The sequence below is a fragment of the Psychrobacter sp. AT9 genome (assembly GCF_047272965.1).
GTDB classification, from domain to species: Bacteria; Pseudomonadota; Gammaproteobacteria; order Pseudomonadales; family Moraxellaceae; genus Psychrobacter; species Psychrobacter glaciei.
Genome location: NZ_JBKOTW010000001.1, coordinates 1,573,842 through 1,600,057, shown reverse-complemented (window position 1 = coordinate 1,600,057; position 26,216 = coordinate 1,573,842). Strand labels below are relative to the sequence as shown.

Annotated in this window: 23 protein-coding genes; 14 read left to right on the top strand and 9 right to left on the bottom strand. The window is 42.8% G+C overall.

Going from position 1 to position 26,216, the window contains the following annotated elements; translation table 11 throughout:
- Nucleotides 1-67: 67 nt before the first annotated feature.
- From ACMFL8_RS06790 to ACMFL8_RS06760, 7 genes are all read right to left on the bottom strand, one after another.
- Complete coding sequence (locus ACMFL8_RS06790) at nt 68-859, bottom strand: putative hydro-lyase (RefSeq protein WP_110923439.1); 792 nt, start codon at nt 857-859, stop codon at nt 68-70.
- A 386-nt stretch (nt 860-1,245) separates the two neighbouring features.
- Nucleotides 1,246-1,971 carry a DUF3726 domain-containing protein gene (locus ACMFL8_RS06785; protein WP_194621154.1) on the bottom strand — a complete coding sequence of 242 codons (726 nt, stop codon included), beginning with the start codon at nt 1,969-1,971 and terminating at the stop codon, nt 1,246-1,248.
- Nucleotides 1,968-3,695 carry a hypothetical protein gene (locus ACMFL8_RS06780; RefSeq protein WP_413190477.1) on the bottom strand — a complete coding sequence of 576 codons (1,728 nt, stop codon included), beginning with the start codon at nt 3,693-3,695 and terminating at the stop codon, nt 1,968-1,970. Before ACMFL8_RS06780 ends, ACMFL8_RS06785 begins: the two co-directional genes overlap by 4 nt.
- Before the next feature lie 401 nt (nt 3,696-4,096).
- Nucleotides 4,097-5,776 (bottom strand): BCCT family transporter, encoded by a 1,680-nt coding sequence (locus ACMFL8_RS06775; RefSeq protein WP_413190476.1) that lies wholly within the window; start codon nt 5,774-5,776, stop codon nt 4,097-4,099.
- A gap of 197 nt (nt 5,777-5,973) precedes the next feature.
- Entirely contained in the window at nt 5,974-6,963 is a 990-nt protein-coding gene (locus ACMFL8_RS06770; RefSeq protein ID WP_413190475.1) for a membrane dipeptidase, read from the bottom strand.
- Between the two features lie 107 nt (nt 6,964-7,070).
- Nucleotides 7,071-8,546, bottom strand: coding sequence for an aldehyde dehydrogenase family protein (locus ACMFL8_RS06765; protein WP_413190474.1), 1,476 nt, complete (start codon nt 8,544-8,546; stop codon nt 7,071-7,073).
- 42 nt (nt 8,547-8,588) lie between these two features.
- The gene (locus tag ACMFL8_RS06760) at nt 8,589-8,978 is read right to left on the bottom strand and encodes a RidA family protein (RefSeq protein ID WP_189582353.1); all 390 of its coding nucleotides are present in this window, start codon (nt 8,976-8,978) and stop codon (nt 8,589-8,591) included.
- Between the two features lie 189 nt (nt 8,979-9,167).
- On the opposite strand from ACMFL8_RS06760, the gene ACMFL8_RS06755 reads away from it, so the two are divergent.
- The gene (locus tag ACMFL8_RS06755) at nt 9,168-10,058 is read left to right on the top strand and encodes a LysR family transcriptional regulator (RefSeq protein ID WP_413190473.1); all 891 of its coding nucleotides are present in this window, start codon (nt 9,168-9,170) and stop codon (nt 10,056-10,058) included.
- A 106-nt stretch (nt 10,059-10,164) separates the two neighbouring features.
- Here the strand turns inward: ACMFL8_RS06755 and ACMFL8_RS06750 are convergent, their stop codons facing one another.
- On the bottom strand, nt 10,165-11,292 hold the full coding sequence (locus tag ACMFL8_RS06750) for a M14-type cytosolic carboxypeptidase (RefSeq protein WP_413190472.1): 1,128 nt from the start codon (nt 11,290-11,292) through the stop codon (nt 10,165-10,167).
- Between the two features lie 270 nt (nt 11,293-11,562).
- On the bottom strand, nt 11,563-12,480 hold the full coding sequence (locus ACMFL8_RS06745; RefSeq protein WP_413190471.1) for a LysR family transcriptional regulator: 918 nt from the start codon (nt 12,478-12,480) through the stop codon (nt 11,563-11,565).
- A 240-nt stretch (nt 12,481-12,720) separates the two neighbouring features.
- Here ACMFL8_RS06745 and ACMFL8_RS06740 point away from each other — a divergent pair, with 240 nt between their 5' ends.
- From ACMFL8_RS06740 to ACMFL8_RS06680, 13 genes are all read left to right on the top strand, one after another.
- Complete coding sequence (locus ACMFL8_RS06740; protein WP_413190470.1) at nt 12,721-13,893, top strand: muconate/chloromuconate family cycloisomerase; 1,173 nt, start codon at nt 12,721-12,723, stop codon at nt 13,891-13,893.
- Nucleotides 13,894-13,982: 89 nt separating this feature from the next.
- A complete protein-coding gene (catC, locus tag ACMFL8_RS06735; RefSeq protein ID WP_179799432.1) occupies nt 13,983-14,273 on the top strand; it encodes a muconolactone Delta-isomerase in 291 nt (96 codons plus the stop codon).
- 202 nt (nt 14,274-14,475) lie between these two features.
- A complete protein-coding gene (catA, locus tag ACMFL8_RS06730; RefSeq protein WP_413190469.1) occupies nt 14,476-15,399 on the top strand; it encodes a catechol 1,2-dioxygenase in 924 nt (307 codons plus the stop codon).
- Nucleotides 15,400-15,530: 131 nt separating this feature from the next.
- Nucleotides 15,531-16,910, top strand: a complete 1,380-nt coding sequence (benA, locus tag ACMFL8_RS06725; protein ID WP_194621164.1) for a benzoate 1,2-dioxygenase large subunit — start codon at nt 15,531-15,533, stop codon at nt 16,908-16,910.
- 62 nt (nt 16,911-16,972) lie between these two features.
- Complete coding sequence (benB, locus tag ACMFL8_RS06720; RefSeq protein WP_413191379.1) at nt 16,973-17,479, top strand: benzoate 1,2-dioxygenase small subunit; 507 nt, start codon at nt 16,973-16,975, stop codon at nt 17,477-17,479.
- Nucleotides 17,480-17,617: 138 nt separating this feature from the next.
- Entirely contained in the window at nt 17,618-18,643 is a 1,026-nt protein-coding gene (benC, locus tag ACMFL8_RS06715) for a benzoate 1,2-dioxygenase electron transfer component BenC (RefSeq protein WP_413190468.1), read from the top strand.
- A gap of 49 nt (nt 18,644-18,692) precedes the next feature.
- Nucleotides 18,693-19,472 (top strand): 1,6-dihydroxycyclohexa-2,4-diene-1-carboxylate dehydrogenase, encoded by a 780-nt coding sequence (locus tag ACMFL8_RS06710; protein ID WP_413190467.1) that lies wholly within the window; start codon nt 18,693-18,695, stop codon nt 19,470-19,472.
- Nucleotides 19,473-19,550: 78 nt separating this feature from the next.
- Nucleotides 19,551-20,747 (top strand): benzoate/H(+) symporter BenE, encoded by a 1,197-nt coding sequence (benE, locus tag ACMFL8_RS06705; protein WP_413190466.1) that lies wholly within the window; start codon nt 19,551-19,553, stop codon nt 20,745-20,747.
- 115 nt (nt 20,748-20,862) lie between these two features.
- Nucleotides 20,863-21,564 carry a 3-oxoacid CoA-transferase subunit A gene (locus ACMFL8_RS06700; protein WP_413190465.1) on the top strand — a complete coding sequence of 234 codons (702 nt, stop codon included), beginning with the start codon at nt 20,863-20,865 and terminating at the stop codon, nt 21,562-21,564.
- Nucleotides 21,565-21,601: 37 nt separating this feature from the next.
- Nucleotides 21,602-22,261, top strand: a complete 660-nt coding sequence (locus ACMFL8_RS06695; RefSeq protein ID WP_210539205.1) for a 3-oxoacid CoA-transferase subunit B — start codon at nt 21,602-21,604, stop codon at nt 22,259-22,261.
- A gap of 51 nt (nt 22,262-22,312) precedes the next feature.
- Complete coding sequence (pcaF, locus tag ACMFL8_RS06690) at nt 22,313-23,545, top strand: 3-oxoadipyl-CoA thiolase (RefSeq protein ID WP_413190464.1); 1,233 nt, start codon at nt 22,313-22,315, stop codon at nt 23,543-23,545.
- A gap of 88 nt (nt 23,546-23,633) precedes the next feature.
- Nucleotides 23,634-24,410 carry a 3-oxoadipate enol-lactonase gene (gene pcaD / locus ACMFL8_RS06685; protein ID WP_413190463.1) on the top strand — a complete coding sequence of 259 codons (777 nt, stop codon included), beginning with the start codon at nt 23,634-23,636 and terminating at the stop codon, nt 24,408-24,410.
- 392 nt (nt 24,411-24,802) lie between these two features.
- Complete coding sequence (locus ACMFL8_RS06680) at nt 24,803-26,164, top strand: MFS transporter (RefSeq protein WP_413190462.1); 1,362 nt, start codon at nt 24,803-24,805, stop codon at nt 26,162-26,164.
- The last annotated feature ends 52 nt before the right edge of the window (nt 26,165-26,216 follow it).

The following is a 26,216-nucleotide window of genomic DNA, read 5'->3' as shown; positions in this document are numbered from 1 at the left end:
TGGACAAATAAGATTGGATGCCATTACATTTTAAAATGGCGTTTCAAAATAGCGTTGTCACCCAATATTACAGAACTGCCAAGTCTTCATCTTTTGGGTCGCAGATAAACATATGTCCCGGCGCGTGCGTTATCATCAGTTCAGGTTTACTGGTCATTGCGATGCTTTGAGGCGTTACACCACAAGCCCAAAACACAGGCACTTCACCTTCCTTTATGAGTGATGCATCACCAAAATCGGGAGAATGGATGTCTGTTATACCGATGACACTAGGGTCTCCAATATGGATAGGCGCGCCATGTACTTGCGGAAACCGAGAGGTGGCTTGTACGGCTCTGGTGATTAATGGATAAGGTATCGGTCGCATGCTGACCACCATTTTTCCATAAAACTGTCCTGCAGGCTCAGTTTCTATATTCGTGATATACATCGGCACATTGTGATTGTCTTCGATGTGTCTGACAGGAATGGATGCATTGAGCATGGCAGACTCAAAGGAGAAGCTACATCCTAAAAGAAAGCAGACCAAGTCGTCTCTCCAATAGTCTGTTAGGTCTGACACCTCAGCTACTAGCTCGCCAAACTCATATATTCGATACTTTGGGACATCAGACTTCAAGTCTGCGCCCTTCGCCATCAGCCGCGGTTCCGAACTACCAACATCTGTTACGTCTAAAATAGGACAAGATTTTGGGTTTCTTTGTGCAAACAATAAAAAATCATAGGCCAATTTTTTGGGTACTATGACTAAGTTTGCTTGTATGTGACCTTTGCACATGCCAGAAGTCGGCTTGTTGATTTCGTTCTTACCAATTAGTGCTCTGACCTCTTGTGGCGTCATATTTGCTAAATCTAACATGATTACAACCTCTTACGTTTTGACATTTCTGGCAGATAAAAAATCATCTAATAAAAACTGTATGAAGTTGGCGCTTTGTAACAGTATTTTATATATAGATAACTATATTATCGTTATGTAACCTAGCAGAACATTTTTAAAATGACAAGACGTAAGCGTTGTAAATAAACGCATGTGATACATAAATGAGGATAGACAAGGAGGGGTTAGTTATATAAATGAAACTATGAGTCAGATCGAAAAGAGGTTCAAACGTTGGTAGAAGTGTTGGTACCATTTTGCAAAATTTAGCCGTGGTATATGTCGATTAAATAATATCTGACTGCTCACGTCGAATATGTTTAACAGTTGCTACTCATATAACCTAAAATAAATGTTTTTATTCTTTATACGCCTCCTGCGCCGCGACTTGACTCCTCGCTGTTTTCGACCAATATGGCAGCGGCTGTTTTTTTGAGTGTTTCCCATTGCATATCATCGACATAGATGCCTTCTTTCCATGCGCGCTGATGCGTTTCAAACAATGCATCTGTCGATATTTTACGATCGAAATGCTGGATATCATGTTCGATATCGAAGTTTTGCGTGGCAATTTCAATGACCATATCATTGGTATTGTAGTTGGACTGTGCCTTATCAAAAAAGTAAAGGTCAGGATAGACAAAGTCTTTATTTAACGTAAACAATGTATGTTTGGGCACGGAGCCATTATCCCACTTGGCCAAACAAGCATAGCCTTTGGCAGCCAGTCCCACTAACTCGCTATAAGCCAACCAGCGATTATGACAGTTCTGCAAATAAATATAAAAATGCGCTGAGTCGCCCATTTTTTCAAGCGCATAGTCAATGATAGTCGGTAAATGACAGGCTAAGCTACTACCATGCAGATCTAAACGGATAGCACCTTCTTCTTGATGAACGATATCGATTGGCGTATCAATCTCGTTCAAGATATAAGGAGTGGCATTATTAAAATGTTTGATACCATCCAATCCTGCCATCTGTAGTTCGGCGACCATAGTGGCTATCACATCAGCTTCTCCCACCTCTCGGTGCAGCCCAGTAAAAGCTTTGTATACCATCGTGACGATTTCATTGTGCGATACCATCATAAGTCAGAGCCTCCTTGCTCTATTGATACATCAGGCAATAAAGGAAACAACCATTCATCACTATGCACTTCTGCAAATAATGGCGCGCCTTGAAACAAAGTAATCCTGACCCAGCGATCGGATCTGGGATCAAACTTGGTTGCCCCAAACATTGATAATTTACACCGTAATAGATGCATGGGTAATGCGTATTTGTGCAAGACATTCATCTGAATATCACCCAGATGCTTATGCCCCATTGTCCAAACGCGGCGCGCAATTGAGCGATATTTGGGCTTATTCAAGATGAACTCTGATAGTAGCTGCTGCGAATTGGCTTGTTTTAAAGCCAAATATAAATGATTGGCTTGGCGAGCGATATCCAAGGACAGCTCACGATCAGCACCCGGCTCCTGACCACGTATACCCATACGTGGCTCTTCCTTATCGATGGAACGATACCAAAACCAATGGCTATTCTCAGGCTGAGTAAAGTCGATATCAATGGCCCAGCGATAATGCTGCTCTAAGACGTCAATTAGATCCTGAATGACTTTGCCTTTTGGTAACGATAATGCTTCATCAGCATTGACGCTTTCGAGCAGTGCATCGACACGTTCAGGATACAGCTCTATTAAGCAAGAAATGATGACTTCTTGGCTCTCAAAGCCCAAATGGTCATGTACCTGTAAAAAATCCACCCATGTCGCATGATTATTAATGGTTGTCATCAAGTTGTTTTGTAAAATAATTAATTCTCTAACAACCGTTTCATTGCGTTTGATTTGCTGCTCATTAATAGTGACAATCTCGCCAAAATGCTGAATAGCACGTTTAATTAGACTGGCAAAATGTGCGGTTTCTTTAGGCTCAATCTGACAAACCAATGTCGCTTGCAACGCCTCTTCACGGGTGGTCAGCCATTGGTCAACCACGCATGGATGATTGATTAAATAAGGCGCCATACCCAGACCGGTGGCATTACCAATCCCCAAGTAGCGCTTGATTTCTGGATGCAGCTTGACTGCGTTGCTGCCACCTTTTTGCTGTGCCAAATAATCGACCCAGTCTAAGCTAAACTCGCGCAGCAAGTACACAGCACACATCTGCGCTCGGAACGACTGATTAAAGTCCTCGCTATGATCTAACGGCTTAAAATCATAAATACCGAACTTACCATTGCCATAGACCGCCGTGGTACGCAGGATGTAGCCGACTTGTGCGAGTACATCAATATCAGGCTGCTTACCAGCCGCAAGTGAGCTGACGATATGATCAAAGACTCGGACGCTCTTGTTTGCTCGTGCCAGCACCATCATCATGTTGGAGTTACGACCAGCTTCTTGTAGCGGTACGTTGGCTTGTAGATTACTCAGTAACTCTTCGCTTATCTCACCAAACACCAGACCAAAGGTGACATCCCATTTTTGGGCAATCACTCTATCATTACGCTCGTCATCAGCCAGCTCATTACAAAACACCACCAGATGATACAGATGCTCTGGGGTATGTAAACGATAGATAACCTTGCCATAGCCTTGCCCATCCAAATCCCACAGATGAGTGTTGAGCGTCCATTTTTCTCTATCAATTTTACGCAGTAACGTACGCACAAAGCTAACGCGGGTTTGATGCATAGCGCCCAATCTTTGCGCATCCATAATCACATCACGAGTACGGAAACCTGTACTAAGTAAAGGCGATTTGACGTCGATACTTTTATCATTTGCATAAACCATATTCATAATGTCACTACCTTACCTAATATGCTGAGCCAGCAGCTTTGTTAACAGGGCGTGTTTGATATTCGACCATGGCACTGACAGAGACTATTTTTTAGACAGTTCGACGTTGAAAATAGTAAGCTTAATCATTCTAAGCATTTATTTTTAACAATGAAGTGGCAAAAAAGAGTCCTGTCTCTTCGAGCTGATGCTAAAATACCCCATACTGCGTTGTAAATCTCGTTAAGGCACGAGCATTACCATCGTTTTACGCCTTGTCTGGAACAGTTTTAGCAATCAGCAGTGCCTATTTGTGAATGTCAAACACACCCTAGTCTCAATGATAATATCTATCGGTAAATAAGAAGTCAGCGGTATAGATGAGGGCTAGTTTCTTATTTACCGTTCAGTGATTTAGTGCTTCAATTAACTTTTTCAGCCAATTTTTTCTTAGCCTGTTTCTCTTCACTGATTTTGTGTCTCACCTCTACCTGATTAGGGCGATACAAATCTTGCTCTCTCGCCATTTGTTGCGCGATTTGCGGGCCATTCCATAATGAAGGCAATAATACAAAAGAGACGGGCACGGCGGTAATCACGATAAAGGACTGTAATGCGGTCACACCACCTGAGCCGAGCGAGATTAGAACAATTGCTGTCACCCCCATCATAATGCCCCAAAAGGTACGAATCATGGCGTTTGGTTCACGCTCGCCACTGATGACCACACTGATGGTATAAGTCATCGAATCGCCCGTGGTAACAATAAACACTGTGGTTAAAATTAAGAACAATATCGAGGTAATCAAAGGAAATGGTAGTTGTTGCGTGACGGCCAATAGCGCACCTGGTAAGTTGAAGCCTTCAAATGCACTACTGACACTACCGGGGTTGGCAATCTCAAAAGCCAGGCCAGAACCACCGACGACCGTGAACCAAAAGCAGGTGACAAGCGGGGCAATAATACATACGGTGGTAATCAGCTGACGAATAGTACGACCGCGTGAAATACGAGCGATAAAGATTGCCATCATAGGGCCATAACCCAAGAACCAACCCCAGAAGAATACCGTCCACCAGCTTAGCCAACCTTCATCACCGCGAAAGGTTGCCATTGGAACGAAGTTGTCAATCATCGTACCCACACCTTGGATATAGCCGTTGACAATAAAATTGGTCGGTCCAAATATTAAGATAAAGACCATCAGCGCAAAAGCCAAAATGACGTTAAAGCGGCTGAGTAGCTGCATACCACGAGTCAGACCACTGATCGCAGACAACGTATAGAGTACGATGGCAAAGACAATGATGATTAGCTGAGTCGTGAACGTATCGGGAATACCGAACAATTCATTCAGCGCATAGCTGGTTTGCAATCCCAAAAAACCAATAGGACCGATAGTACCGGCAGCCACTGCCACGATACAACAAGCATCAATAATTGCGCCAGTTTGGCCAGTGAGTACACGCTCACCAAACATAGGATATAAGAGAGTACGAGGCTTCAACGGTAAGCCTTTGTCATAATGCAGATGCATGATCACAATCGCAGTCAAACTACCAACAATCGCCCACGCCAAAAACCCCCAATGCATAAATGATTGAGATAATGCGTTAAAAGCGCGTTGCTGTAGATCGGCTGACTCACCGTATAAAGGAGGTGCTGAAACGAAATGCGCGATGGGTTCAGCGGCAGCCCAAAAAACCCCGCCCCCAGCCAATAGTGTGCAGAAAAGAATAGCCATCCATTTGAAACTGTCTATCTCAGGAACAGGTAAATTACCCAATATCACGCGACCTGTACGGCCAGCACCGACGGCCAAAGCAATAACAAAGGTAGCTAGTAGCAATATCTGCCAAAAAGGCCCAAATATTTTGACGGACCACGAGAAGCCCACTTCGATTATTTTTGCTAAACGTGCTTCTGCAAAAATCGCCATCAAAACAAAAGCTACAATGAATCCGCCACTGTACCAAAATGCTGGATTTTTGAGACCTAATGTATCGGTAGAAATAGCGGCGGCTTCGGACTCACTTGTTCCTTGATTAACAGGAGTTGAGCGTCCTTGCTCACCTTGATTAAATCCCTTTAAATCGGCCATGATGTGGCTCCATATACTAATGCTAACGTTGCGTTTTAGATCAGAGTGGTAGCAATGAGGATGTGATCAAACGACCTCACTATACATACGATCTAATTCAAAATTATCTACTTCAAATGGCTATGCGCTATAACACGACTGTCGTCTTATAGCGATTTCGAGCAACCATTGATTAAAATGACTCTTTAAATAGCTAGTTAAGCCAAAGGCTTTAATCCTTGCTCTAAAAAATCGAACCAGTTTTGACCGATGACTTTTCCAGCATCGTTTTCATTAAAACCATGTTTAAGCAAACCGTTATAGATGTTTTCCATACCGTCTTTGCCAGCGAACCATGGTAAGGTATCTGGCCAACCTGAATTATTGGCGTTGCCTTCACCATAATCCATCGCTTTTGACCAGCGACCATTACGCATCCACTCAAGTACGGCTTGTGGCTGATTGAGACATAGATCACTACCAATCGCTAAATGCTCGACGCCATATTTATCAGCGCAATTGGCAATCATGGTACAGAAATCATTAAGCGTACAGTCACTACCATTTGGCAAATGGAACGGATATAAGCTGAAACCTAACAACCCGCCTGCTTGGGTCAAGCCGTTAATGACCGTGTCCGATTTATTACGCAGGGCCTCATGAGCCGTGGCGGGATTGGCATGGCTGATACATATCGGACGCGATGACACTTCTATCGCCTCAAGCGTTGAACGCTCAGCGCTGTGTGACATATCGATAATCATACCGACACGGTTCATTTCAGCGATGGCCTGCTGACCAAAACGAGTAATACCACTATCATTCTGCTCATAACAACCTGTCGCTAGTAAGCTCTGGTTGTTGTAAGTCAGCTGCATAATCAATAGACCTAAACGCCGCATCACGCTAATCAAACCAATTTCATCATCGATTGGTGAGCAGTTTTGTGCGCCAAAAAAGATGCCAACTTTGCCCTGCTCTTTTGCCATCTTGATATCAGCCACTGAGTACACGGGCAAGATAAGATCTGAGTTTTGCTCAAAGCGTGTGTGCCACTCGCTAAAGCGGGTCATGGTCTGACGAGCATCTTCGTGATAGACCAAGGTGGCATGTACCGCATTGATACCACTGGCTTGCAGCATCTTAAAATAATCGCGATCCCAATGGCTATACTGTAATCCGTCAACGACGATATGGTCTTGGTACATATCAATTCCCTTTAATACTTTTATCAGTGACCACTATCATTTGCTATTAAGTGCGTGTTTACACCCTGTCGCGTCGATAGCGGCTAACATGCTTGTCAAGAAGGTCTCTAATACGCTTTTTGATAAGCGGTCTTGACGATGGTATAGAACTCTTTGGCATATTGACCTTGCTCACGCGGGCCAAAGCTTGACTGTTTACGACCACCAAATGGTACGTGATAATCCGTACCTGCAGTCGCTAGATTGACCATGACACAGCCTGCTTGTACTTGCTCTTTGAACATCGCACTGCTGCGTAAGCTTTGGGTGATGATGCCGCCCGTCAGACCAAAGCGCGTATCATTGGTCATGGCAATCGCTTCTTCTAGGTTTTTGACACGCAAGACACACGCCAGCGGAGCAAACACTTCTTCTTGGTTGATATCCCAGCTGTTATCCGTCTCAGTAAACAACGTGGGCGACATATAATAGCCGTCATGCGGCATCTCTAAACGCTCACCGCCAAAGGCTAAATTGGCACCAGATTGCTTGGCTTTTTCGATCCAGTCCATGTTTGATGCCAGCTGCTTGTCATCGACGACAGGCCCCATAAATATGCCATCTTCAAGCGCATGACCAACTTTCAGGGTTTTCATCTTTGCGACCACACCTTCGACGAAGGCATCATGAATACTGTCCATCACGATAAGGCGTGAAGAAGCCGTACATTTTTGCCCTGAACCGCCGAACGCACCAGCCACTGCCGCATCGATAGCGACTTGCAGATCAGCATCATCAGCGATGACCAAGGCATTTTTGCTGCCCATCTCAAGCTGACAACGGATAAAGTTTGGTGCAGTCGCAGCAGCGACTTTGCGACCTGTTGGTACAGAACCTGTAAAGCTGACGGCATCAATATCTGTAGAATTGATAAGTGCATCACCGACTGACGAGCCGCCACCCAACAGTAAGTTAAATGTGCCTTCTGGCATGCCTTGACGATGAATGATTTCAGCCAACGCGACCGCACTGGCAGGCGTTAAATTTGCAGGCTTCCAAATGACAGTGTTACCAAAGGCTAGCGCTGGTGCGATTTTCCACACAGCGGTGGCGGTTGGGAAGTTCCAAGGTGAGATAATGGCAACCACACCGACTGCTTCACGAGTGACTTCGACCTTAACACCAGGACGCACTGAATCAGCGTTGTCACCGATTTGACGCAGCACTTCAGCGGCATAGTAATGGAAGAACTGACCTGCGCGGTAAATCTCGCCGCGACCTTCCGCAAACGGCTTACCTTCTTCAAGAGACAACAGCGTACCTAGCTCATCACAGCGAGCAATCATTTCATCGCCAATCGCTTGTAGGATAGACTGCTTTTTTTCTAAAGGAATCGCTTCCCACTTTGGCTGGGCTTGACGCGCCGCTGCAATGGCATCTTTGACTTGATCGCTACTCGCTTGGGCGAACTCACCGATAGTTTCAGTGATATCAGATGGGTTAATATTGGCAACGGTATTTACGCCCGCCTGCCATTCACCGTTAATATAAAGTGATTTGGTTGGGTCTTGCTGCAATATCTGTTGGGCGGTGTGAGCTGACATAAGATCTTCCTTGATAAAGTATTAAAAAATGGAATATTAGAATTAAGGCACAGCGGCATATACAACCAGCTCAACCAGCATCTCTTCACGAGCCAGTCCTGCTATCACGAGCGCTGCCCGATTTGGATAGGGTGCTTCAAAGTATTCGGCATAAACTTGATTGACGGTTTTTAGATAGTCGCGATCAGTCACATAGATCATGACCTGTAGCACCGAATCCATGCCGACATTGGCACATTCTAGTGTGTGCTTGAGATTGTCTAGCGTTTGGCGGGTTTGCGCTTCGATACCACCTGCAACCACATCACCATTTTCATCGATAGGAATCTGCGCGGTGTACAATGTTCCGTTATTAGTGATGGCCCACTCCAAAGGTGCTTTAGACGCATAAAGCGAGGTTTTAACGGCCTGTTTGTTTGAGTGAGTCGTCATATTGTCATGTCCTTTGATAAGTGGTTTCAGCAGTAAGCGATCTGAGATTTATTTAATCACTGCCAATTGCTATATGACTTATCCTACTCAATTCATAACGATAAATCTAACTAATTAAATTTGAATTTTGATAGATTTAATCTATCATTTAAGATAAATTATTAGAGAATAGTATTGGATGGTTTGAATATGAAGCTACAGCAATTGCGTCATTTTTTATTTGTCGTGGAAGAAGGAGGGTTTCGTGCGGCGGCAGATCGCGCCAACCGTTCGCAAGCTGCTTTGTCAGCCTCAATAAAAGAATTAGAAAAAACCTTGGGTCAGCGTTTATTTGAAGTGGGAAACAAAGCCATATTGACGCCATTTGGTGAAACCTGCTTACCAAAAATGGAGCAATTCCTTACCGTTTATCAAGCGCTAGAAGATGACTTAAAAGCATCCGCAGCTGGTGATAAAGGTAAAATTAGGATTGCAAGCGTGCCGTCGCTAGTGACCAAGCTACTACCGAGCGTACTGGTCGAATATTCAAAAAAGTATCCTGATATAGAGATTGTATTGATAGATGACAATTCTGTTGGTGTGGCCAATCGATTGTTAGCCGGTGAGATAGATTTGGCATTGGGCAATTGCACCAGTATTGATCAAACGAATATAGATTTCACCCTACTCATATCAGACCCGATTGGAGTAGTCTGTCTTAAAAGCAATGAACTGAACAACGAGTTAAATCAGTCCCAAGGGCTAACATGGCAGCAACTTATGTCGCAGCCATTTATTTATAACGGTACTTGCAGATTGCTCGAAAACACACCAGCCGAGGCGCTCAATCGCAGAGCAAGATATACGGTAGAAAACATCACATCGCTGTTTTCTTTATTGCGTAATGATCTGGGTATCACCACGTTACCTAAGCTTGCCTTTCCTGCTAATGAACCCGAGCTGGTTTGGATAGATTTAATTGACCCTTCTTTAAACCGACAGATCGGAATTTTTAAACTCGCTAATAAATCTATCTCTCCCCCAGCTCAAGCTTTTTATGATCTCTGTGTTGCGTATGTTCAAGAGCACTATTTACTGTAATTGGGTTATCTATTATTTTCTCCCTCCTATTTATTACTTATATTTGGACGGATAAAGGCTAATTATACTTAGCAGAGGTTACCAAATAATCCATCTGAATCACTACCTACCGTAAATCATCGACGACAGCCAGCATTGCAATTAGTGATGCTTCCCCTAATTTTATAGAACGCTCTGGTGACCAACCCATCTCTTCGTCAGGCAAATTATTATTATCTTTAAATGGCATCTCTAACGTATTAGCAAGGCAATCAAAACGTTCTGCTACCCAATTGGTGGCAACGGTCATATTGGCAGCACTCGGTGCATCAATTTCATAGCCAACTTCGGACTGAAAATCGGCACTGGCTAATTTTAATACGTCTGAAAATCTATCGCGTAGCTGTGCGAGACGGTCACTATAACTTGGCGTCCCTTGTGACCCAGCAAGGAATACGTATGGCAATGCTTCATCGCCATGCACATCATAAAATAGATCCACGCCTGTCGCTTCCATTTTATTAATCACATGAAATACTTCAGGGCTTTTGTCTAAGCTTGGACTTTGCCATTCACGATTTAAATTGGTTCCGACAGCGTTAGTACGCAAGTGACCACGCGCGCTACCATCAGGGTTCATATTAGGGACAATATAAAAGTTGGCTTTGTCTAATAACTGTTTTGCGGTCGCGTTATCGCTATCTAGCAAGCTATACAATAAGCCCTCGATGAGCCATTCAGCCATCGTTTCACCTGGATGCTGACGGGCAGTAATCCATATATTGCGCTTGTGGGCAGCACCATCGCCAATCTTAACCAAAGTTAAATCGCGCTTATCAAGCGTTTCGCCTAGATGCTCCAAAGTTACTAACGGGTGCATCTGCACGGCCGCCAATAAATCTTGGTGACGCTCATAGCTATAAGGCGCAAAATAAGCAATTTGCATGGTTTCGCATTCTAACTCTGCCACGATGGTTAATTTGCCATCTTTATAAGCCGTTGGCAGACGAAACCAATGCTGACGATCATAAGAAGCAACCGCTTGGTAATTTTCCCACCCTTCAAGGTAAGATGCCTCCCCTGCATTCATAATATTGAGAACATACTGCTCTCCAACCTCACCAGATAAGCGAAAGTTAAACCATTGAAAAAACGCTTCACCAACGTCTGGACGAATGGCTAATTGAATATCGTTTTTGTCTTCTACATTGATAACGTCAATATTTCCTGCATCAAAATTTGCCGTGATATGCATAATCGCTCCTTAATTGTTTTTTATAGTTGTGTTTTAAAATAGGTGTGTTTTAAAAAATATGATGAGATATAAGAAAAATGGTAGATATGCATTTACTTGGTCATAGTAAATTTCTTTTCAAGTCATTGGCTGATAAAGTTTTTACGCATACCTTTTAAAGTTTATCATTGCCCCCACCCCTACTTATCAATACTGTATAGCTATCAAGCAAGAACTTTCAACACCCAAAGCTCTTAATTAAACTTGTCTATCTTCGTTTTTTCAAATCCTCTAAATACATTCACGCTTATAAATAAAACCTTCTTCGTCATAAATTTGATAAGTGACATCTAATAGCGTTTCCAGTAATTCAGACTTATCGAAATGCCTGACACTCATCACAATTGGCGAAGTTAGTATCCCCTCTTCAAATGGTATATAGGTTATCTCTTGACCGCGTAAGTGCTCAAGTGTCTTTGGTACAATAGTCAACCCTTCTCCTGCTGCTACCAACCCTAAGGCAATATGCAACTCACGCACTTCTATAAAATAGTTCGCTTTCAAGTTGCGAGTTTCAAATAAGTCCAATACGTAATCGATAAAACTGGGCCGTGGTGCTGTTGGATAGAGTAATAAATTTTCATTCGTTAAATCAATAAGGCTCAAACTTTTGCATTTTTCTTTTGATAAGGGATGTTCTATAGGAACAGCAACTACTAAATCTTCCTCTCTAAGCACCATTCGCCTAATAGAAGCATCTTCAAACAACAACCTACCAAAACCTACATCTATCTTACCTTCTGTCAATGCCTGCGTTTGCTGCCAAGAATTCAACTCATACAGTTTAATCTCAATATTCGGATGAACCTCTCTAAAACGCGCTATCACTCTCGGTAATATGCCATACAATATAGACGACACAAAACCTATCGAAAGCGAATTATCAAAATTTCCCTTACGGATAGTCATGGTACGTAGGTCGTCTGATTTTTTTAAAATTTGAATCGCGTGATCATAAAAGAACTCGCCAGCCTCAGTCAATTTCAAGGGACGGTTCTCCCTATCGATAAGCGTAACGCCAATTTCTTCTTCTAATTGTTTTATCTGCCGGCTAAGTGGTGGCTGTGAGATATACAAACGAGCAGCTGCCTTGTTAAAGCTTTTTTCTTCTGCCACGGCTACGAAATAGCGTAAATGCCTGAGTTCCATTATTCTTCCTTGATTGACTATCTATCGTTTCTATCCTAATTCGTTCTATTTCCTTCTTCTCTACAATCTACTTCATATACAGAATATTCATACCTAAAGAACATAACATGTTATATACCTTTCAACAAAATACCTAAAAGGTATCAAAATAAGACTAAATAGGTCTTAGACATATCAATACTTAGCACCTATAGTTCTTATTAAGCATAAGGAAGCCAAAATTTTATACTAAGGACAGATATGATTCGTTCAATTAATACTTTACTAGTACCAATACCTACTATTCGAGCGCATAAATTGGCTTGTACCGTAATGAATGAACAGGTATTGGTTCTAGTACATATCCAAACCGAAGATGGCTACGAAGGTTGGGGCGAAGCAACGACGATTGGCGGTTTAAGTTATGCTGAAGAAAGTCCTCATAGTATCAAAACCAATATCGATACTTACTTCACCCCTCTCTTGATGAAAGAGAAGCCTACAAGCACAGCAAAAGCAATGCAGCTATTGAATACCCACATCAGCGGCAATCGTTTTGCAAAATGCGCGATTGAAACTGCTCTACTCGACATCGAAGGCAAAAGACTCAATCTACCTATCAGTGAGCTCATCGGTGGTCGCGTCCGTGATCGTATCGAAGTGGCATGGACGCTTGCTAGCGGAAATACTGATATCGATATCGCTGAAGCTCATCAGATGATTGAACAGAGAAAGCATCGGATTTTTAAATTAAAAATAGGCAGCAACCCTATCCTTGATGATGTCGCCCATGTGTTAGCTATTAAACAAGCTTTACCCGATTGCCGCATCACCGTTGATGTTAATCAAGCATGGACAGAGCTTGAAGCTATGAAAGGTATTAGTCTGTTGCAGGACGGCGGCGTTGATTTGATCGAGCAACCAGTATCGATGCGTAATAAATCAGCGTTAAAGCGTTTAGCTGAACACTTCGACGTGGCTATTATGGCTGATGAAGTCGTGCAAGATCCATATAATGCGTTTCAATTGGCAGCGGATCACTGTGCCGATGTCTTTGCTGTAAAAATCAATCAAGCCGGCGGATTGAAGGCTGCCTGTCTCATTGGACAAATGGCACATCTAGCGGGTATCGAGCTTTATGGCGGGACGATGCTAGAAGGACCCATTGGTACTGCTGCATCAGCGCATGTATTCTCTACTTATCCTAGTCTGAACTTTGACACGGAGCTGTTTGGTCCGTTGCTATTAATAGAGGATATCCTAGCTCAGCCGCTTGATTATCAAAATTTTGGTTTAACTATTCCAACTGGCGCTGGTCTAGGTATAGAAGTAGATAATGACAAAGTCTATCACTATGCCAGACAAGCAAATTTATCATCCTCAAATCCTATATCGTTAGGAACTTACGTAAGCGACTCTCACACTGGGGTCTGATAGTGCTCTGCCAAAAGCTCCGTAAAATAAATGCTGATATAGACCAAATATCAGCCATATGACTAACCATAAAATATAAGGACATAATTATGTTATATCACGTCAGAATGGATGTGTTGTTACCGACAGATATGAATGCTGATCAAGTTAATGAACTTAAGCAAGCTGAAAAAGCGCTATCACACAAACTGCAGGAACAAGGTAAGTGGCGTCATATTTGGCGCTTAGCGGGAGAGTATTCTAACTTTAGTATTTTCGATGTCGAAAGTAATGAAGAACTACACGACATTATGATGTCGCTACCACTTTACCCTTATATGAAAGTCGAAGTCACCCCTCTACTTCGTCATCCTTCTTCTATTCGCGATGATGATAGTTAGTGCCTTATAACGCTATTACTAGATTTCATTATTACCTTTGATGTTAATCAAATAATAGCGCCTTAACCCATTTTTTAATAATTATTGGTCTATACCAGATCAACGGACACCTGTTGCCAAAAATAAGTATTAGATGAATAAAATTTGAGTAAGAGTACTCGATATAACTACCTTTTAAATAGTCCTCAACAAGGAGAGAGACATGGAACGCAGCCAAATTGAAGCATTAGCCACTCAGTTCATCAAAGGTAAAATTGACTTTCCTGAACAAGTTAACCCACGTATACAAGCCATTGTCTTACGTATCGTAACGGACCTCATGCAAACCATCAATGATTTGAAAATCACGGCCGATGAATACTGGTCTGGGGTTGAGTTCATTGGAGATTTAGGCAAAGAGGCAGGATTACTCTCCCCTGGTCTTGGTTTTGATCACTTTATGGATTTAATGATTGAAGAAGACTTAAAAGCGGCGGGTCTTGACGGTGGCACTGTACGTACCATCGAGGGCCCACTATATGTCGCTGGTGCGCCAGAAGAAAAAGGCTTTGCGCGTTTAGATGATGGCACTGATATTGAGAATGGTACCGTTTTATTTATGCAAGGATGCGTTTATGGCGAAGATGACAAGCCTTTATCAAACGCCAAGGTTGAAGTCTGGCATGCCAACAGCTTAGGTAACTACTCTTTCTTCGATGAGTCGCAGTCTCACTTTAACCTACGTCGTAGCATTATCACTGATGAAAACGGACTTTATGCTTTCCGCAGTATCGTCCCATTAGGTTATTCAGTGCCGCCAGAAGGTATGACGCAAAAGGTATTGGGCGCACTAGGACGTCATGGTCATCGTCCAGCACACATTCACTTCTTCGCGAGTGCTGACAGTCATCGCAAATTGACCACCCAAATTAATATCGATGGTGATGAGTACCTATGGGATGACTTTGCCTTTGCTAGTCGTGAAGGATTAGTCCCCAAAGTAAATATGGTAGAAGATGCTGACAAGTTAAAAGAGCATGGTCTGAACAAGCCTTATGCCAGTATCGACTTTGACTTTCACTTAGTAAAAGACATCGATAAGCCAGTACAAGGCAGTGAAGTTGAACGCCGTCGTGCGCAAGCTTAGTTGTTGAATATCCCTAGCTACTGTTAGCAACTACTAAATATTATAGATTTGCGCTTGATATGCATACAGTTGGCGTATCAAGCGTCATACCCCAACATCGTTTAACACCGTTATTTACAAGGAAGACAGCCATGAGCGAGCGTATTAATCTAATACCTGAAGGATCAGATATCGCTATCGATGATTTTTTAGAAGAAAATGCAGAAAAAGGGATTTATCGCCTACATCGCAGCGCCTTTACCAATGAAGAGCTGTTTGAGCTTGAAATGAAACATATCTTTGAAAGCAATTGGGTTTATCTGGCTCATGAGACTCAAATCCCTGATAACAACGATTATTATACAACATACATCGGCCGCCAGCCGGTCATCGTTGCGCGTAATAAAGAAGGTGAACTGCATTGTATGATCAATGCCTGCTCTCATCGAGGCGCTCAATTATGCCGTCATAAGAAAGGCAACAAGGCAACTTATACGTGCCCCTTTCACGGTTGGACTTATAACAACTCTGGCAAGCTACTTAAAGTTAAAGATCCACGCGGCGCAGGTTACCCTGACGCTTTTAATAAAGACGGCTCTCATGACCTAAAGCAAGTCAAACTTGCCAATTACAAAGGCTTCTTATTTGCTAGTCTTAAAGATGACGTCGAACCGATTGAAGACTGGCTTGGCGGCTCAACCAAAATTCTTGACATGATTGTCAATCAATCACCAGAAGGCCTAGAAGTACTACGCGGCACCTCAACCTATACCTTTGATGGTAACTGGAAGCTACAAGCTGAAAATGGTGCTGATGGCTACCATGTTTCAGCTGTCCATTGGAACTATGCTGCGACAACAGCACGTCGCAAAGAGCACGAAGCAAAAAAAGAAGACAATATTAAAGCCATGAACGCTGGTAAATGGGGTCGTCAAGGTGGCGGATTCTATTCTTTTGAGAACGGTCATTTACTACTCTGGACTCAATGGGAAAACCCGCAGGATCGTCCTAATTTTGCGTATCGCGATGACTATGTTGCCCAGTATGGTGAAGCAATGGCCGACTGGATGATTGGACGCTCTCGTAACTTATGCTTATATCCAAACGTCTATATCATGGATCAATTTAGCTCGCAAATCCGTATGCTGCGTCCAATAGCCGTTGATAAAACTGAAGTCACTATCTGGTGTATCGCACCGAAAGGCGAAAGCGATGAAGCACGTACTCGTCGTATCCGTCAGTACGAAGACTTCTTTAACGTAACTGGTATGGCAACACCAGATGACTTAGAAGAATTCCGCTCATGCCAGCAAGGCTATAACGGCATTAAGCTCGAATGGAACGACATGTGTCGTGGTTCCGAGCACTGGATAGAAGGCGCTGACGAAGGTGCAAAAGCCATCGACTTGAAGCCTTTGTTAAGCGGAGCTAAGACTGAAGATGAAGGGTTGTATACCGTGCAACATCGATACTGGCATGAAGAGATGAAAAAAGCCCTAGAGCAAGAACAGCAGCTACATGGCGCAGGCTAATATTAGCTACCTACTTAGACCAGTAACTTGCTAGTTATTGCAGGACGAACAAATATAAAAGGATATCGCTAATGAAAAATGCAACGGTTAATATCGAAGATGTGCGTCAGTTTCTGTACCGTGAAGCACGATTGCTTGATGAAAAAAAATGGGAAGAATGGCTGGCTTGTTATGACGAAGAATGTCCGTTTTGGATGCCTAGTTGGGATGATGATGGCGAGCTAATAAACAACCCGCAACGCGAAATATCTCTGATTTATTACCCTGATCGTCGCGGGCTTGAAGATCGAATTTTCCGTATCGAGACTGAGCGTTCTTCTGCAACCATTCCTGATACTCGCACCACGCATAACTTATCTAATATCGAATTACTTGAAGATAATGACGGCATTGTTAGCATCCGATTTAACTGGATCAATAAGTCTTATCGTTATCATGAGACCAACACTTATTGGGGGTTCTCTAAATACAAGATAGACATGAATCAAGCTAGCCCAAAGATCTTGGATAAATACATCGTATTAAAAGATGATTACGTACATCAAATTATGGATGTATATCACGTCTAGAGTTCGCATGATTTTATTTATGCTTGCCAGCCAGTACAAATAATCAAATTTAAAAATAGCTTGTTGGTAATTTATGAAGTATCAACGAGCCAACCAAAAATATAGTGATGTTAGTCAGTAGCCATATATTGAAAAAGGATGTTTCTCATGGAATACAACATAGCTCTACAGTTTGAAGATGGTGTCACGGGATTTATCAAATGTGAAGATGATGAAACCGTCGCCGAAGCCGCTTATCGTCAAAAATATAATATCCCTGTGGACTGTCTTGATGGCGCCTGCGGTACCTGCCGTTGTCATTGTGAGTCGGGCAGCTATGACATGCATCCTGATATGTATATTGAAGAGGCGCTGACCGAAACCGAAGCTAATGATGGCTACGTCTTGACCTGTCAAATGATTCCTGAGAGCGACTGCGTCATTAAAGTACCAACCTCATCAGAAGCCTGCAAAGTCAGAAAATCTGTGTTCAAAGGTAAGCTACAGCAGCTAAATGTATTGTCAGAATCCACCATTCACTTCGGCGTTGAAGTTGATAACCCAGATGCCTTAGTATTTTTACCTGGGCAGTACGTCAATATCACCATCCCTGACTCTGATGAGACACGTTCCTACTCTTTTAGCTCAATGCCTAGTACCAATCAGGCTGAATTTGTCGTCCGTAACATTCCAAATGGCAAGATGAGTACCTTTTTATCTGATGTTGCCAAGCTAGGTCAAGATATTGACTTTGAAGGACCATTCGGTAGTTTCTACTTACGTCCTATCGTACGTCCTACTGTATTTTTAGCTGGTGGTACAGGCATAGCACCCTTTTTATCGATGCTAAAAAGCTTAGAAATATCGAGTGCTCATCATCCTGTCAAGATGGTCTACGGTGTTACTAATGATGCTGATTTGATAGAGATTGAAAAACTGGAAGAAATGAAGAAAAACCACGATTGGTTTGACTATTATACCTGTGTAGCAAGCGAAGAAAGTGACCATGAGCGCAAAGGCTATGTGACCAGCCATGTTGAAGCTGATTGGCTAAATGATGGCGATGTTGATGTCTATCTGTGTGGTCCTCTGGCGATGGTCGATGCCGTTAGTAATTGGTTAGATACAAGTAGCCTCAAACCTAGCAATTTTTATTATGAAAAGTTCACACCTAGTGAGCAGTAATATAGCTCAAACAATACAGCGATAGAATACTTTTCTCTAGGAGACAGCAATGAGTAAGCGCTTTGATAATAAAGTATGTGTCGTAACGGGTGCCGCACAAGGTATCGGTCGCGGGGTCGCATTACGCTTAGCAAATGAGGGTGGCAAGATAGTCATGGCAGACTTTTCACCTTTGGTAGAAGACGTATTAGCAGAAATCACTGCAAATGGCGGGCATGCGACGACCATCCAAGCTGATCTTGAGACTTATCAAGGGGCACAGGATGTTATCGATAAAGCACTTGATACCTACGGTCGTATTGACATATTGGTCAATAATGTAGGCGGTGCAATATGTATGAAACCATTCATCAGTTTCTCTGAGATAGAGATTGAAAAAGAAATTAGTCACTCACTATTTCCAACATTATGGTGTTGCCATGCAGTATTGCCATCGATGATCAAACAACAATCTGGCACTATCGTTAATGTTTCCTCCATCGCGACGCGTGGTATCAACCGTATACCCTACTCAACTGCAAAAGGCGGTGTAAATGCCATGACTGCATCACTTGCTTTTGAACATGCAAGTGATGGAATTCGCGTTAATGCAGTGGCAACGGGTGGTACTGAAGCCCCGCCTAGAAAGATTCCACGTAATACAAAGCCTTTAACTGATGAGGAGAAAGGCTGGATGAACGCAGTTATTGATCAAACCATCGACAGCACATTTATGAAACGTTACGGCACAATAGATGAACAAGTCAATGCCATCGCATTTTTGGCTTCTGATGAATCTTCTTATATCACTGGAAGCACTATCCCTGTAGGCGGTGGTGACGCAGGCTAATCTCTCTCGTCAGCTTATTAAGTAGCATAGCGTTGAACAGAGAACTATCTACTCGCTGCTGATTTGCAAGGAAGCAATATGGCAAACGTAATACACACATTGAAAGACGACTGGTCAATCTCTGCCACCGTAGCAGGTTTTTTGGCCGTACTGATTTCTTATGCTGGCCCCTTAATTATCTTTTTTCAGGCAGCACAAGCAGCGCAGGTGTCAGAAGCGATGATGGCATCGTGGATTTGGGGGGTGTCTATAGGTGCCGCTGTCTCAGGTATTTATTTATCCATTAAGTATAAAACCCCTATTATTACCGCTTGGTCAGCGCCTGGTACCGCACTATTGGTAACCGTCTTTCCGAATATGAGTATTAATGAAGCGATAGCCGCTTATATCGTATCAGCGATTGTGATTTTTTTAGTAGGTGCAACTGGCTCTTTTGACAAAATTTTAAGATGGATTCCTAATGGTATCGCTGCCGGTATGATGGCAGGCATCCTGTTCCAATTCGGCTTAGAGTTATTTGTAGCAACCAATACGATGCCGTTTATCGTGTTTAGCATGCTTGGCTGTTACTTAGTGGCCAAACGATTTTCACCGCGCTATACCATGATTTGGGTACTGCTATGCGGTGTCACTTTGAGTGTTCTATTGGGGAAAATGAACCCTGTCGATATAGATTTGGCCATTACCATACCTACTGTGATATGGCCTGAGTGGACGTGGAATGCCGTATTCAACCTTGCGATTCCACTCATTCTTGTTAGCTTAACTGGACAGTTTTTACCTGGTATGGCGATTCTTAATCTTAGTGGTTATGACACACCAGCCAAGCCTATCGTCAGTATTACAAGCCTAGCTTCGTTAGCAGTCGCCTGTGTAGGGGGTATTACGATTGTCCTAGCAGCAATCACCGCAGCACTTTGTACTGGTAAGGACGCCCATGAATTAAAAGAGAAACGCTACATAGCAGGTGTGGCAAACGGTATTTTTTATCTATTAGGGGGACTACTTGCCAGTAGCATCGTGATGGTATTTAGCTTGCTGCCCAAAGAGCTAGTTGCAGCATTAGCCGGTCTTGCACTTATCGGTGCTATTTCTACCAACATTACTATAGCAATGAAAGATGACTCTCAAAGAGATGCAGCGCTAATCACTTTTTTAGCAACAGCATCTGGTATGAGTTTTCTTGGATTAAGCTCTGTTTTTTGGGGCATTCTTATCGGCATGATTGCTTACTATGTTTTAAGCAAAAAACGATTATTACCTTTGTTTTCATAAGCAAAAATATACGTCACTTTTATTAATAGAACAGCTAAAACAACAAGACAGTCTCGAAGATGCATAAAACTTAAGTCTCGCAATACCTAATATTACTTTTGTATAGGACATAAACATGATTAATAAAGCTGAAAAAAATATCACGGATGTACTTAGCCAAATTAAAGATGGCGCCACTATTATGATTGGTGGTTTTGGAACTGCAGGGCAGCCAGCTGAACTCATTGATGGCCTTATCAATTTAGGTATTAAAGACCTTGTCATTATTAATAATAATGCTGGAAACGGTGATCATGGTCTTGCCAGATTATTAAAAACGGGCGCAGTACGTAAAATCATTTGCTCTTTCCCTCGTCAGTCAGACTCATGGGTATTCGATGAGCTTTATCATGCGGGCAAAATTGATCTGGAATTAGTACCACAAGGTAATTTGGCTTGCCGTATTCAAGCGGCAGGCATGGGGCTTGGAGCCGTATATACACCAACAGGGTTCAGTACTCTACTCGCAGAAGGCAAAGAAACTCGTCATATCGATGGCAAAGACTATGTCTTGGAATATCCACTTAAAGCTGATTTCGCCTTAATAAAAGCAAACAAGGGTGATCGTTGGGGTAACTTAGTTTACCGAAAATCTGCACGTAACTTTGGTCCAATTATGGCAATGGCAGCTGACGTGACTATCGCTCAAGTCTCTCAAACAGTTGATCTTGGTGAGCTTGATCCTGAGCACGTTATTACACCAGGCATTTTTGTGCAGCACGTGGTGCAAGTCCAACCTGCTAGCACTAGTACTGGACTTTCTGATACTGCAGCGTAGCCACCGCTAAATACTGCCAATTATAAGGAGCGTCATCATGAGCCATACCTCTTACACCGTTTTGACCCGTGACCAAATAGCCGAACGAGCTGCACAAGACATTCCAGATGGAGCCTATGTCAACTTAGGCATCGGCCTACCGACCAAAATCGCACAATACTTATCTAATGATAAAGACGTATTTTTGCATTCAGAAAACGGCTTATTAGCTTTTGGTCCATCACCTGCCAAAGGTGAAGAAGATCCCGAACTGATTAATGCTGGAAAGGAATACGTTACTATGCTCGATGGCGGTAGCTACTTTCATCATGGTGACTCTTTTGCCATGATGCGCGGTGGCCATATCGACATTTGCGTGTTGGGTGCGTTTCAAGTAGCCGCTAATGGTGATTTGGCCAATTGGAGTACTGGTGCAGAGGATGCGATACCCGCTGTTGGAGGTGCTATGGACTTAGCCGTCGGCGCTAAAAAAGTCTTTGTAATGACCAATCACATCACCAAAACTGGGGATCCTAAAATCGTCAGCGAACTTACCTACCCTGTGACTGGGAAAAATTGCGTAGATCGGATTTATACTGACTTATGCGTCATTGATGTCACTGATAAAGGACTGCTAGTCACTGAAATGGTCGATGGTATGAGCTTTTTGGACTTGCAAGAGTTGACTGGTGCAATGTTAATTGACGCTACTCAATAAAAACAGGTCTTACTCAAAACTTCAAACAACCAAAAATTCAGGATAATCGCCATGACTGATTCAACTGTCTATTTAAACAATGCTTATATTATCGATGCCATTCGCACTCCTTTTGGTCGTTACGGCGGCGGTCTAGCACCAGTACGTGCGGACGATTTAGGTGCTATCCCTATCAAGGCGCTAATCGAACGTAATACTAATATTGACTGGGTACGAGTAGATGACGTCATCTACGGCTGTGCCAACCAAAGCGGTGAAGACAACCGTAACGTCGGACGTATGTCGACATTGCTAGCCGGCCTACCTTATCAAGTGCCTGCAACTACTGTTAATCGCTTGTGCGGCTCGTCGATGGATGCGTTAGCGATAGCTGCGCGTGCGATTAAAGCCGGTGAAGCTCATCTAATTATTGCAGGTGGTGTTGAGAGCATGAGCCGTGCGCCATTTGTGATGGGTAAATCAGAAAAATCTTTTGGTCGTAGCCAAAATCTTGAAGATACCACCATGGGTTGGCGCTTTATCAATCCAAAACTTGATGAGCTATATGGTACAGAAACCATGCCTCAAACGGCTGAAAATGTTGCAGAGCAATTTAATGTCAATCGAGCTGACCAAGATGCATTTGCATTACGTAGCCAACAACGTACTGCAGCGGCGCAAGAGTCAGGATTCTTCAAAGATGAGATTACCCCTGTCGTCATCTCACAACGTAAAGGCGAGCCTGTCACCATCGATACTGATGAGCATCCTCGTGCTGATACTACACTTGAAAAGTTGACCAAATTACGCCCTATCGTCACTGTAGATGGCACCGTAACCGCTGGAAATGCTTCTGGAATCAATGATGGCGCAGCAGCCTTCTTAGTAGCGTCAGAGCAAGCGGTTAAAGAATTCAATTTGAAGCCGCGTGCACGTATCGTGGCCTCAACTACGGTAGGCGTTGAGCCACGTATTATGGGCTTTGCCCCAGCACCAGCGATGAAAAAGCTACTAGCGCAAACTGGCCTGTCACTTGATGATATGGATGTCGTTGAGTTAAACGAAGCCTTTGCATCGCAATCATTAGCCTGTACTCGTGATTTAGGTCTGCCTGACGATAGCGCACGTGTCAATCCGAATGGCGGTGCGATTGCCCTTGGTCATCCACTCGGTGCATCAGGTGCACGTTTGATCTTAACCGCTCTCAATCAGCTTGAAAAAACAAGTAAGCGTTATGCCATCTGCTCAATGTGTATCGGTGTTGGACAAGGCATCGCAATGATTATTGAACGTGTTGAGAGCTGATTAATCGTTCAAAATAAGATAGACACCCAGCTCAATAAGTCAAAAAGAAGACCTTAATCACCCGACAGTTAACACAAGGACGTTCATCATGCCTGTATTTGAAAATAAAGGTGTCACGCTAAACTATACCACCTTTGGAGATAGCAGCAACCCTGCCCTAATATTCTCCAACTCTTTAGGTACTAGCTATCATATGTGGCAACCACAAATCGATACCTTACAAGCCGATTACTTTATCATCTGCTATGACACTCGTGGCCATGGTAAATCATCAGCACCCAGAGGTCCTTATAATTTAAACCAGCTTGGGCAAGATGTGATTGATTTGTTAGATCACCTGCATCTTGATAAGGTGTTTTTTTGTGGCATTTCTATGGGCGGCATGACAGGTCAATGGTTAGCTATCAATCACCCTGACCGCTTCCACCACTTGATGTTATGTAATACTGCAGCGAAAATTGGTAACGAAATAGCATGGACGGAGCGTTCAAAATTGGTACGTGAGCAAGGTCTAGCTCCTATCGCGGCTACAGCTTCTCCGCGTTGGTTCACAGCAGATTTTATCGATCATTACCCAGATGTAGTCGCGGCATTGTCTAGCGCTCTTGCGGCTGGCAGTAGCGAGGGTTACGCAAGCTGCTGCGAGGCTTTATCTATCGCTGATACTCGTGAGCAGTTAAAAGAGATTCGTGTGCCAATTACAGTGTTAGCAGGCGTTGAAGACCCGGTGACGACCGTTGCCGATGGCCAATATATGGTCGATCATATACCTAATGCTAAGCTCGCCACTATCGATGCCTCGCATATCTCAAATATTGAACAACCTGAAGCATTTAATGAGTATGTTAGATATTACCTACAATAACGCCAGTAAATGCTTTTAAAAAACACCTTTATTAGCCTTGATTAATTAGGCTAATTTGATCTATTTATCTTATATTTTTAATCATCTATATATTTTTTTAGTATATGGATGATTTTCTGCGCATCCAGTATTTTTATAATAGAAATTAATGAAACTTTTTGGTGTTAGTTGTCTTACATACGCTCACTGCAAGCATCATTCTTCGTATCTAATACTTTATGAGAGTACTCACTCCTCTCATAAAGATGGAAGCCGACATTTTTTCAACAGCATGTTATATAGAGAGCTATACCTTTTAGGTATCAATTAATACCTAGATAGTTTTTGACTTAGCCCCTGTAAAACCCTAACTTGTAAAGCACGTATAAGGATATCATCAACGGAGAACATGAATGGAATCTCAAACCTTAAACATCAATAAAGTTATTGATGAAGCCAAATTTTCACCTTTTCATTGGAAAGTCCTGTTTTGGTGCTTACTGATTATTATCTTTGACGGCTACGACCTCATTATTTATGGCGTGGCCCTGCCATTGCTTATGGAAGAGTGGTCGTTAACTTCGGTACAAGCAGGTTTTCTTGCTAGCGCAGCACTATTCGGTATGATGTTTGGTGCCATGATTTTTGGTACTTTATCTGACAAAATCGGTCGTAAAAAAACAATTATGATCTGTGTCGCTTTATTTAGTAGCTTTACTTTCTTTGGTGCTTTCGCTAATGGACCTATGCAGTTTGCAGCTTTACGCTTTATTGCAGGTTTAGGTATTGGCGGCGTGATGCCAATCTGCGTGGCACTAACATCTGAATACGCACCGAAACGTATGCGTAGTACATTAGTCGCTATTATGTTCAGTGGTTACGCAATTGGTGGTATGACTTCAGCACTACTAGGATCTTTCTTGGTTCTAGATTTTGGCTGGGAAATTATGTTTTATATTGCGGGTATCCCTACTTTGCTATTACCAATCATCTGGAAGATGCTACCTGAATCCCTGATGTATTTGGTCAAAGAAAAGCGGGAAGATGAAGCTAAAAATATCGTCCAAAAATTGGCTCCTCAAGAAAAAGTCACACCCTCTACCACTTTAGTATTAGATGAACCTACCAAAGGTGATGACGCGCCAATTAAAGCATTGTTTCTGAACAGACGTGGATTCACTACTATTATGTTCTGGGTAGCATTTTTTATGTGTTTGCTGATGGTTTATGCTTTAGCAAGCTGGTTACCCAAGCTAATGATTCAAGCCGGTTACTCGCTAGGTGCTAGTATGTTATTTCTATTTGCACTTAATATTGGTGGGATGATTGGGGCTATTGGTGGTGGTATTCTAGCCGATAAATTCCATTTAAAACCTGTACTAACTATTATGTTTGTCGCTGGGGCAGTAGCATTAATTTTGCTTGGCTACAACAGTCCTCAAATTGTACTCTATACGCTCATTGCGATTGCAGGTGCTACAACCATCGGCTCACAAATCCTACTTTATACTTTTGTGGCTCAATATTATCCTACCGCTGTACGTACGACTGCTATGGGTTGGGCGTCAGGGATTGGACGTATTGGTGCTATCGTAGGTCCTATTCTAACTGGTGCGCTACTCACCTTAGAACTGACTCATCAGATGAATTTTTTGTTTATCGCTATACCAGGCATTATCGCAGCCATTGCTATCTTCTTAGTAAATCTTACTGCAGCAGTGGACAGCAAGGAAAGTAAAATGCAACCCGCAAGGTTAGACACTTCGGCAGCGTAAAAATAATAGTAAGCTTGAAAATTTGGTAGTGTTCTAAAAAGTATACTGGCAT

Coding starts and splice junctions, on each gene's coding strand:
- ACMFL8_RS06790 (WP_110923439.1), bottom strand. CDS start 859: ATGTTAGATTTAGCAAATATGACGCCACAAGAGGTCAGAGCACTAATT.
- ACMFL8_RS06785 (WP_194621154.1), bottom strand. CDS start 1,971: ATGATGGTATCGCACAATGAAATCGTCACGATGGTATACAAAGCTTTT.
- ACMFL8_RS06780 (WP_413190477.1), bottom strand. CDS start 3,695: ATGAATATGGTTTATGCAAATGATAAAAGTATCGACGTCAAATCGCCT.
- ACMFL8_RS06775 (WP_413190476.1), bottom strand. CDS start 5,776: ATGGCCGATTTAAAGGGATTTAATCAAGGTGAGCAAGGACGCTCAACT.
- ACMFL8_RS06770 (WP_413190475.1), bottom strand. CDS start 6,963: ATGTACCAAGACCATATCGTCGTTGACGGATTACAGTATAGCCATTGG.
- ACMFL8_RS06765 (WP_413190474.1), bottom strand. CDS start 8,546: ATGTCAGCTCACACCGCCCAACAGATATTGCAGCAAGACCCAACCAAA.
- ACMFL8_RS06760 (WP_189582353.1), bottom strand. CDS start 8,978: ATGACGACTCACTCAAACAAACAGGCCGTTAAAACCTCGCTTTATGCG.
- ACMFL8_RS06755 (WP_413190473.1), top strand. CDS start 9,168: ATGAAGCTACAGCAATTGCGTCATTTTTTATTTGTCGTGGAAGAAGGA.
- ACMFL8_RS06750 (WP_413190472.1), bottom strand. CDS start 11,292: ATGCATATCACGGCAAATTTTGATGCAGGAAATATTGACGTTATCAAT.
- ACMFL8_RS06745 (WP_413190471.1), bottom strand. CDS start 12,480: ATGGAACTCAGGCATTTACGCTATTTCGTAGCCGTGGCAGAAGAAAAA.
- ACMFL8_RS06740 (WP_413190470.1), top strand. CDS start 12,721: ATGATTCGTTCAATTAATACTTTACTAGTACCAATACCTACTATTCGA.
- catC (WP_179799432.1), top strand. CDS start 13,983: ATGTTATATCACGTCAGAATGGATGTGTTGTTACCGACAGATATGAAT.
- catA (WP_413190469.1), top strand. CDS start 14,476: ATGGAACGCAGCCAAATTGAAGCATTAGCCACTCAGTTCATCAAAGGT.
- benA (WP_194621164.1), top strand. CDS start 15,531: ATGAGCGAGCGTATTAATCTAATACCTGAAGGATCAGATATCGCTATC.
- benC (WP_413190468.1), top strand. CDS start 17,618: ATGTTTCTCATGGAATACAACATAGCTCTACAGTTTGAAGATGGTGTC.
- ACMFL8_RS06710 (WP_413190467.1), top strand. CDS start 18,693: ATGAGTAAGCGCTTTGATAATAAAGTATGTGTCGTAACGGGTGCCGCA.
- benE (WP_413190466.1), top strand. CDS start 19,551: ATGGCAAACGTAATACACACATTGAAAGACGACTGGTCAATCTCTGCC.
- ACMFL8_RS06700 (WP_413190465.1), top strand. CDS start 20,863: ATGATTAATAAAGCTGAAAAAAATATCACGGATGTACTTAGCCAAATT.
- ACMFL8_RS06695 (WP_210539205.1), top strand. CDS start 21,602: ATGAGCCATACCTCTTACACCGTTTTGACCCGTGACCAAATAGCCGAA.
- pcaF (WP_413190464.1), top strand. CDS start 22,313: ATGACTGATTCAACTGTCTATTTAAACAATGCTTATATTATCGATGCC.
- pcaD (WP_413190463.1), top strand. CDS start 23,634: ATGCCTGTATTTGAAAATAAAGGTGTCACGCTAAACTATACCACCTTT.
- ACMFL8_RS06680 (WP_413190462.1), top strand. CDS start 24,803: ATGGAATCTCAAACCTTAAACATCAATAAAGTTATTGATGAAGCCAAA.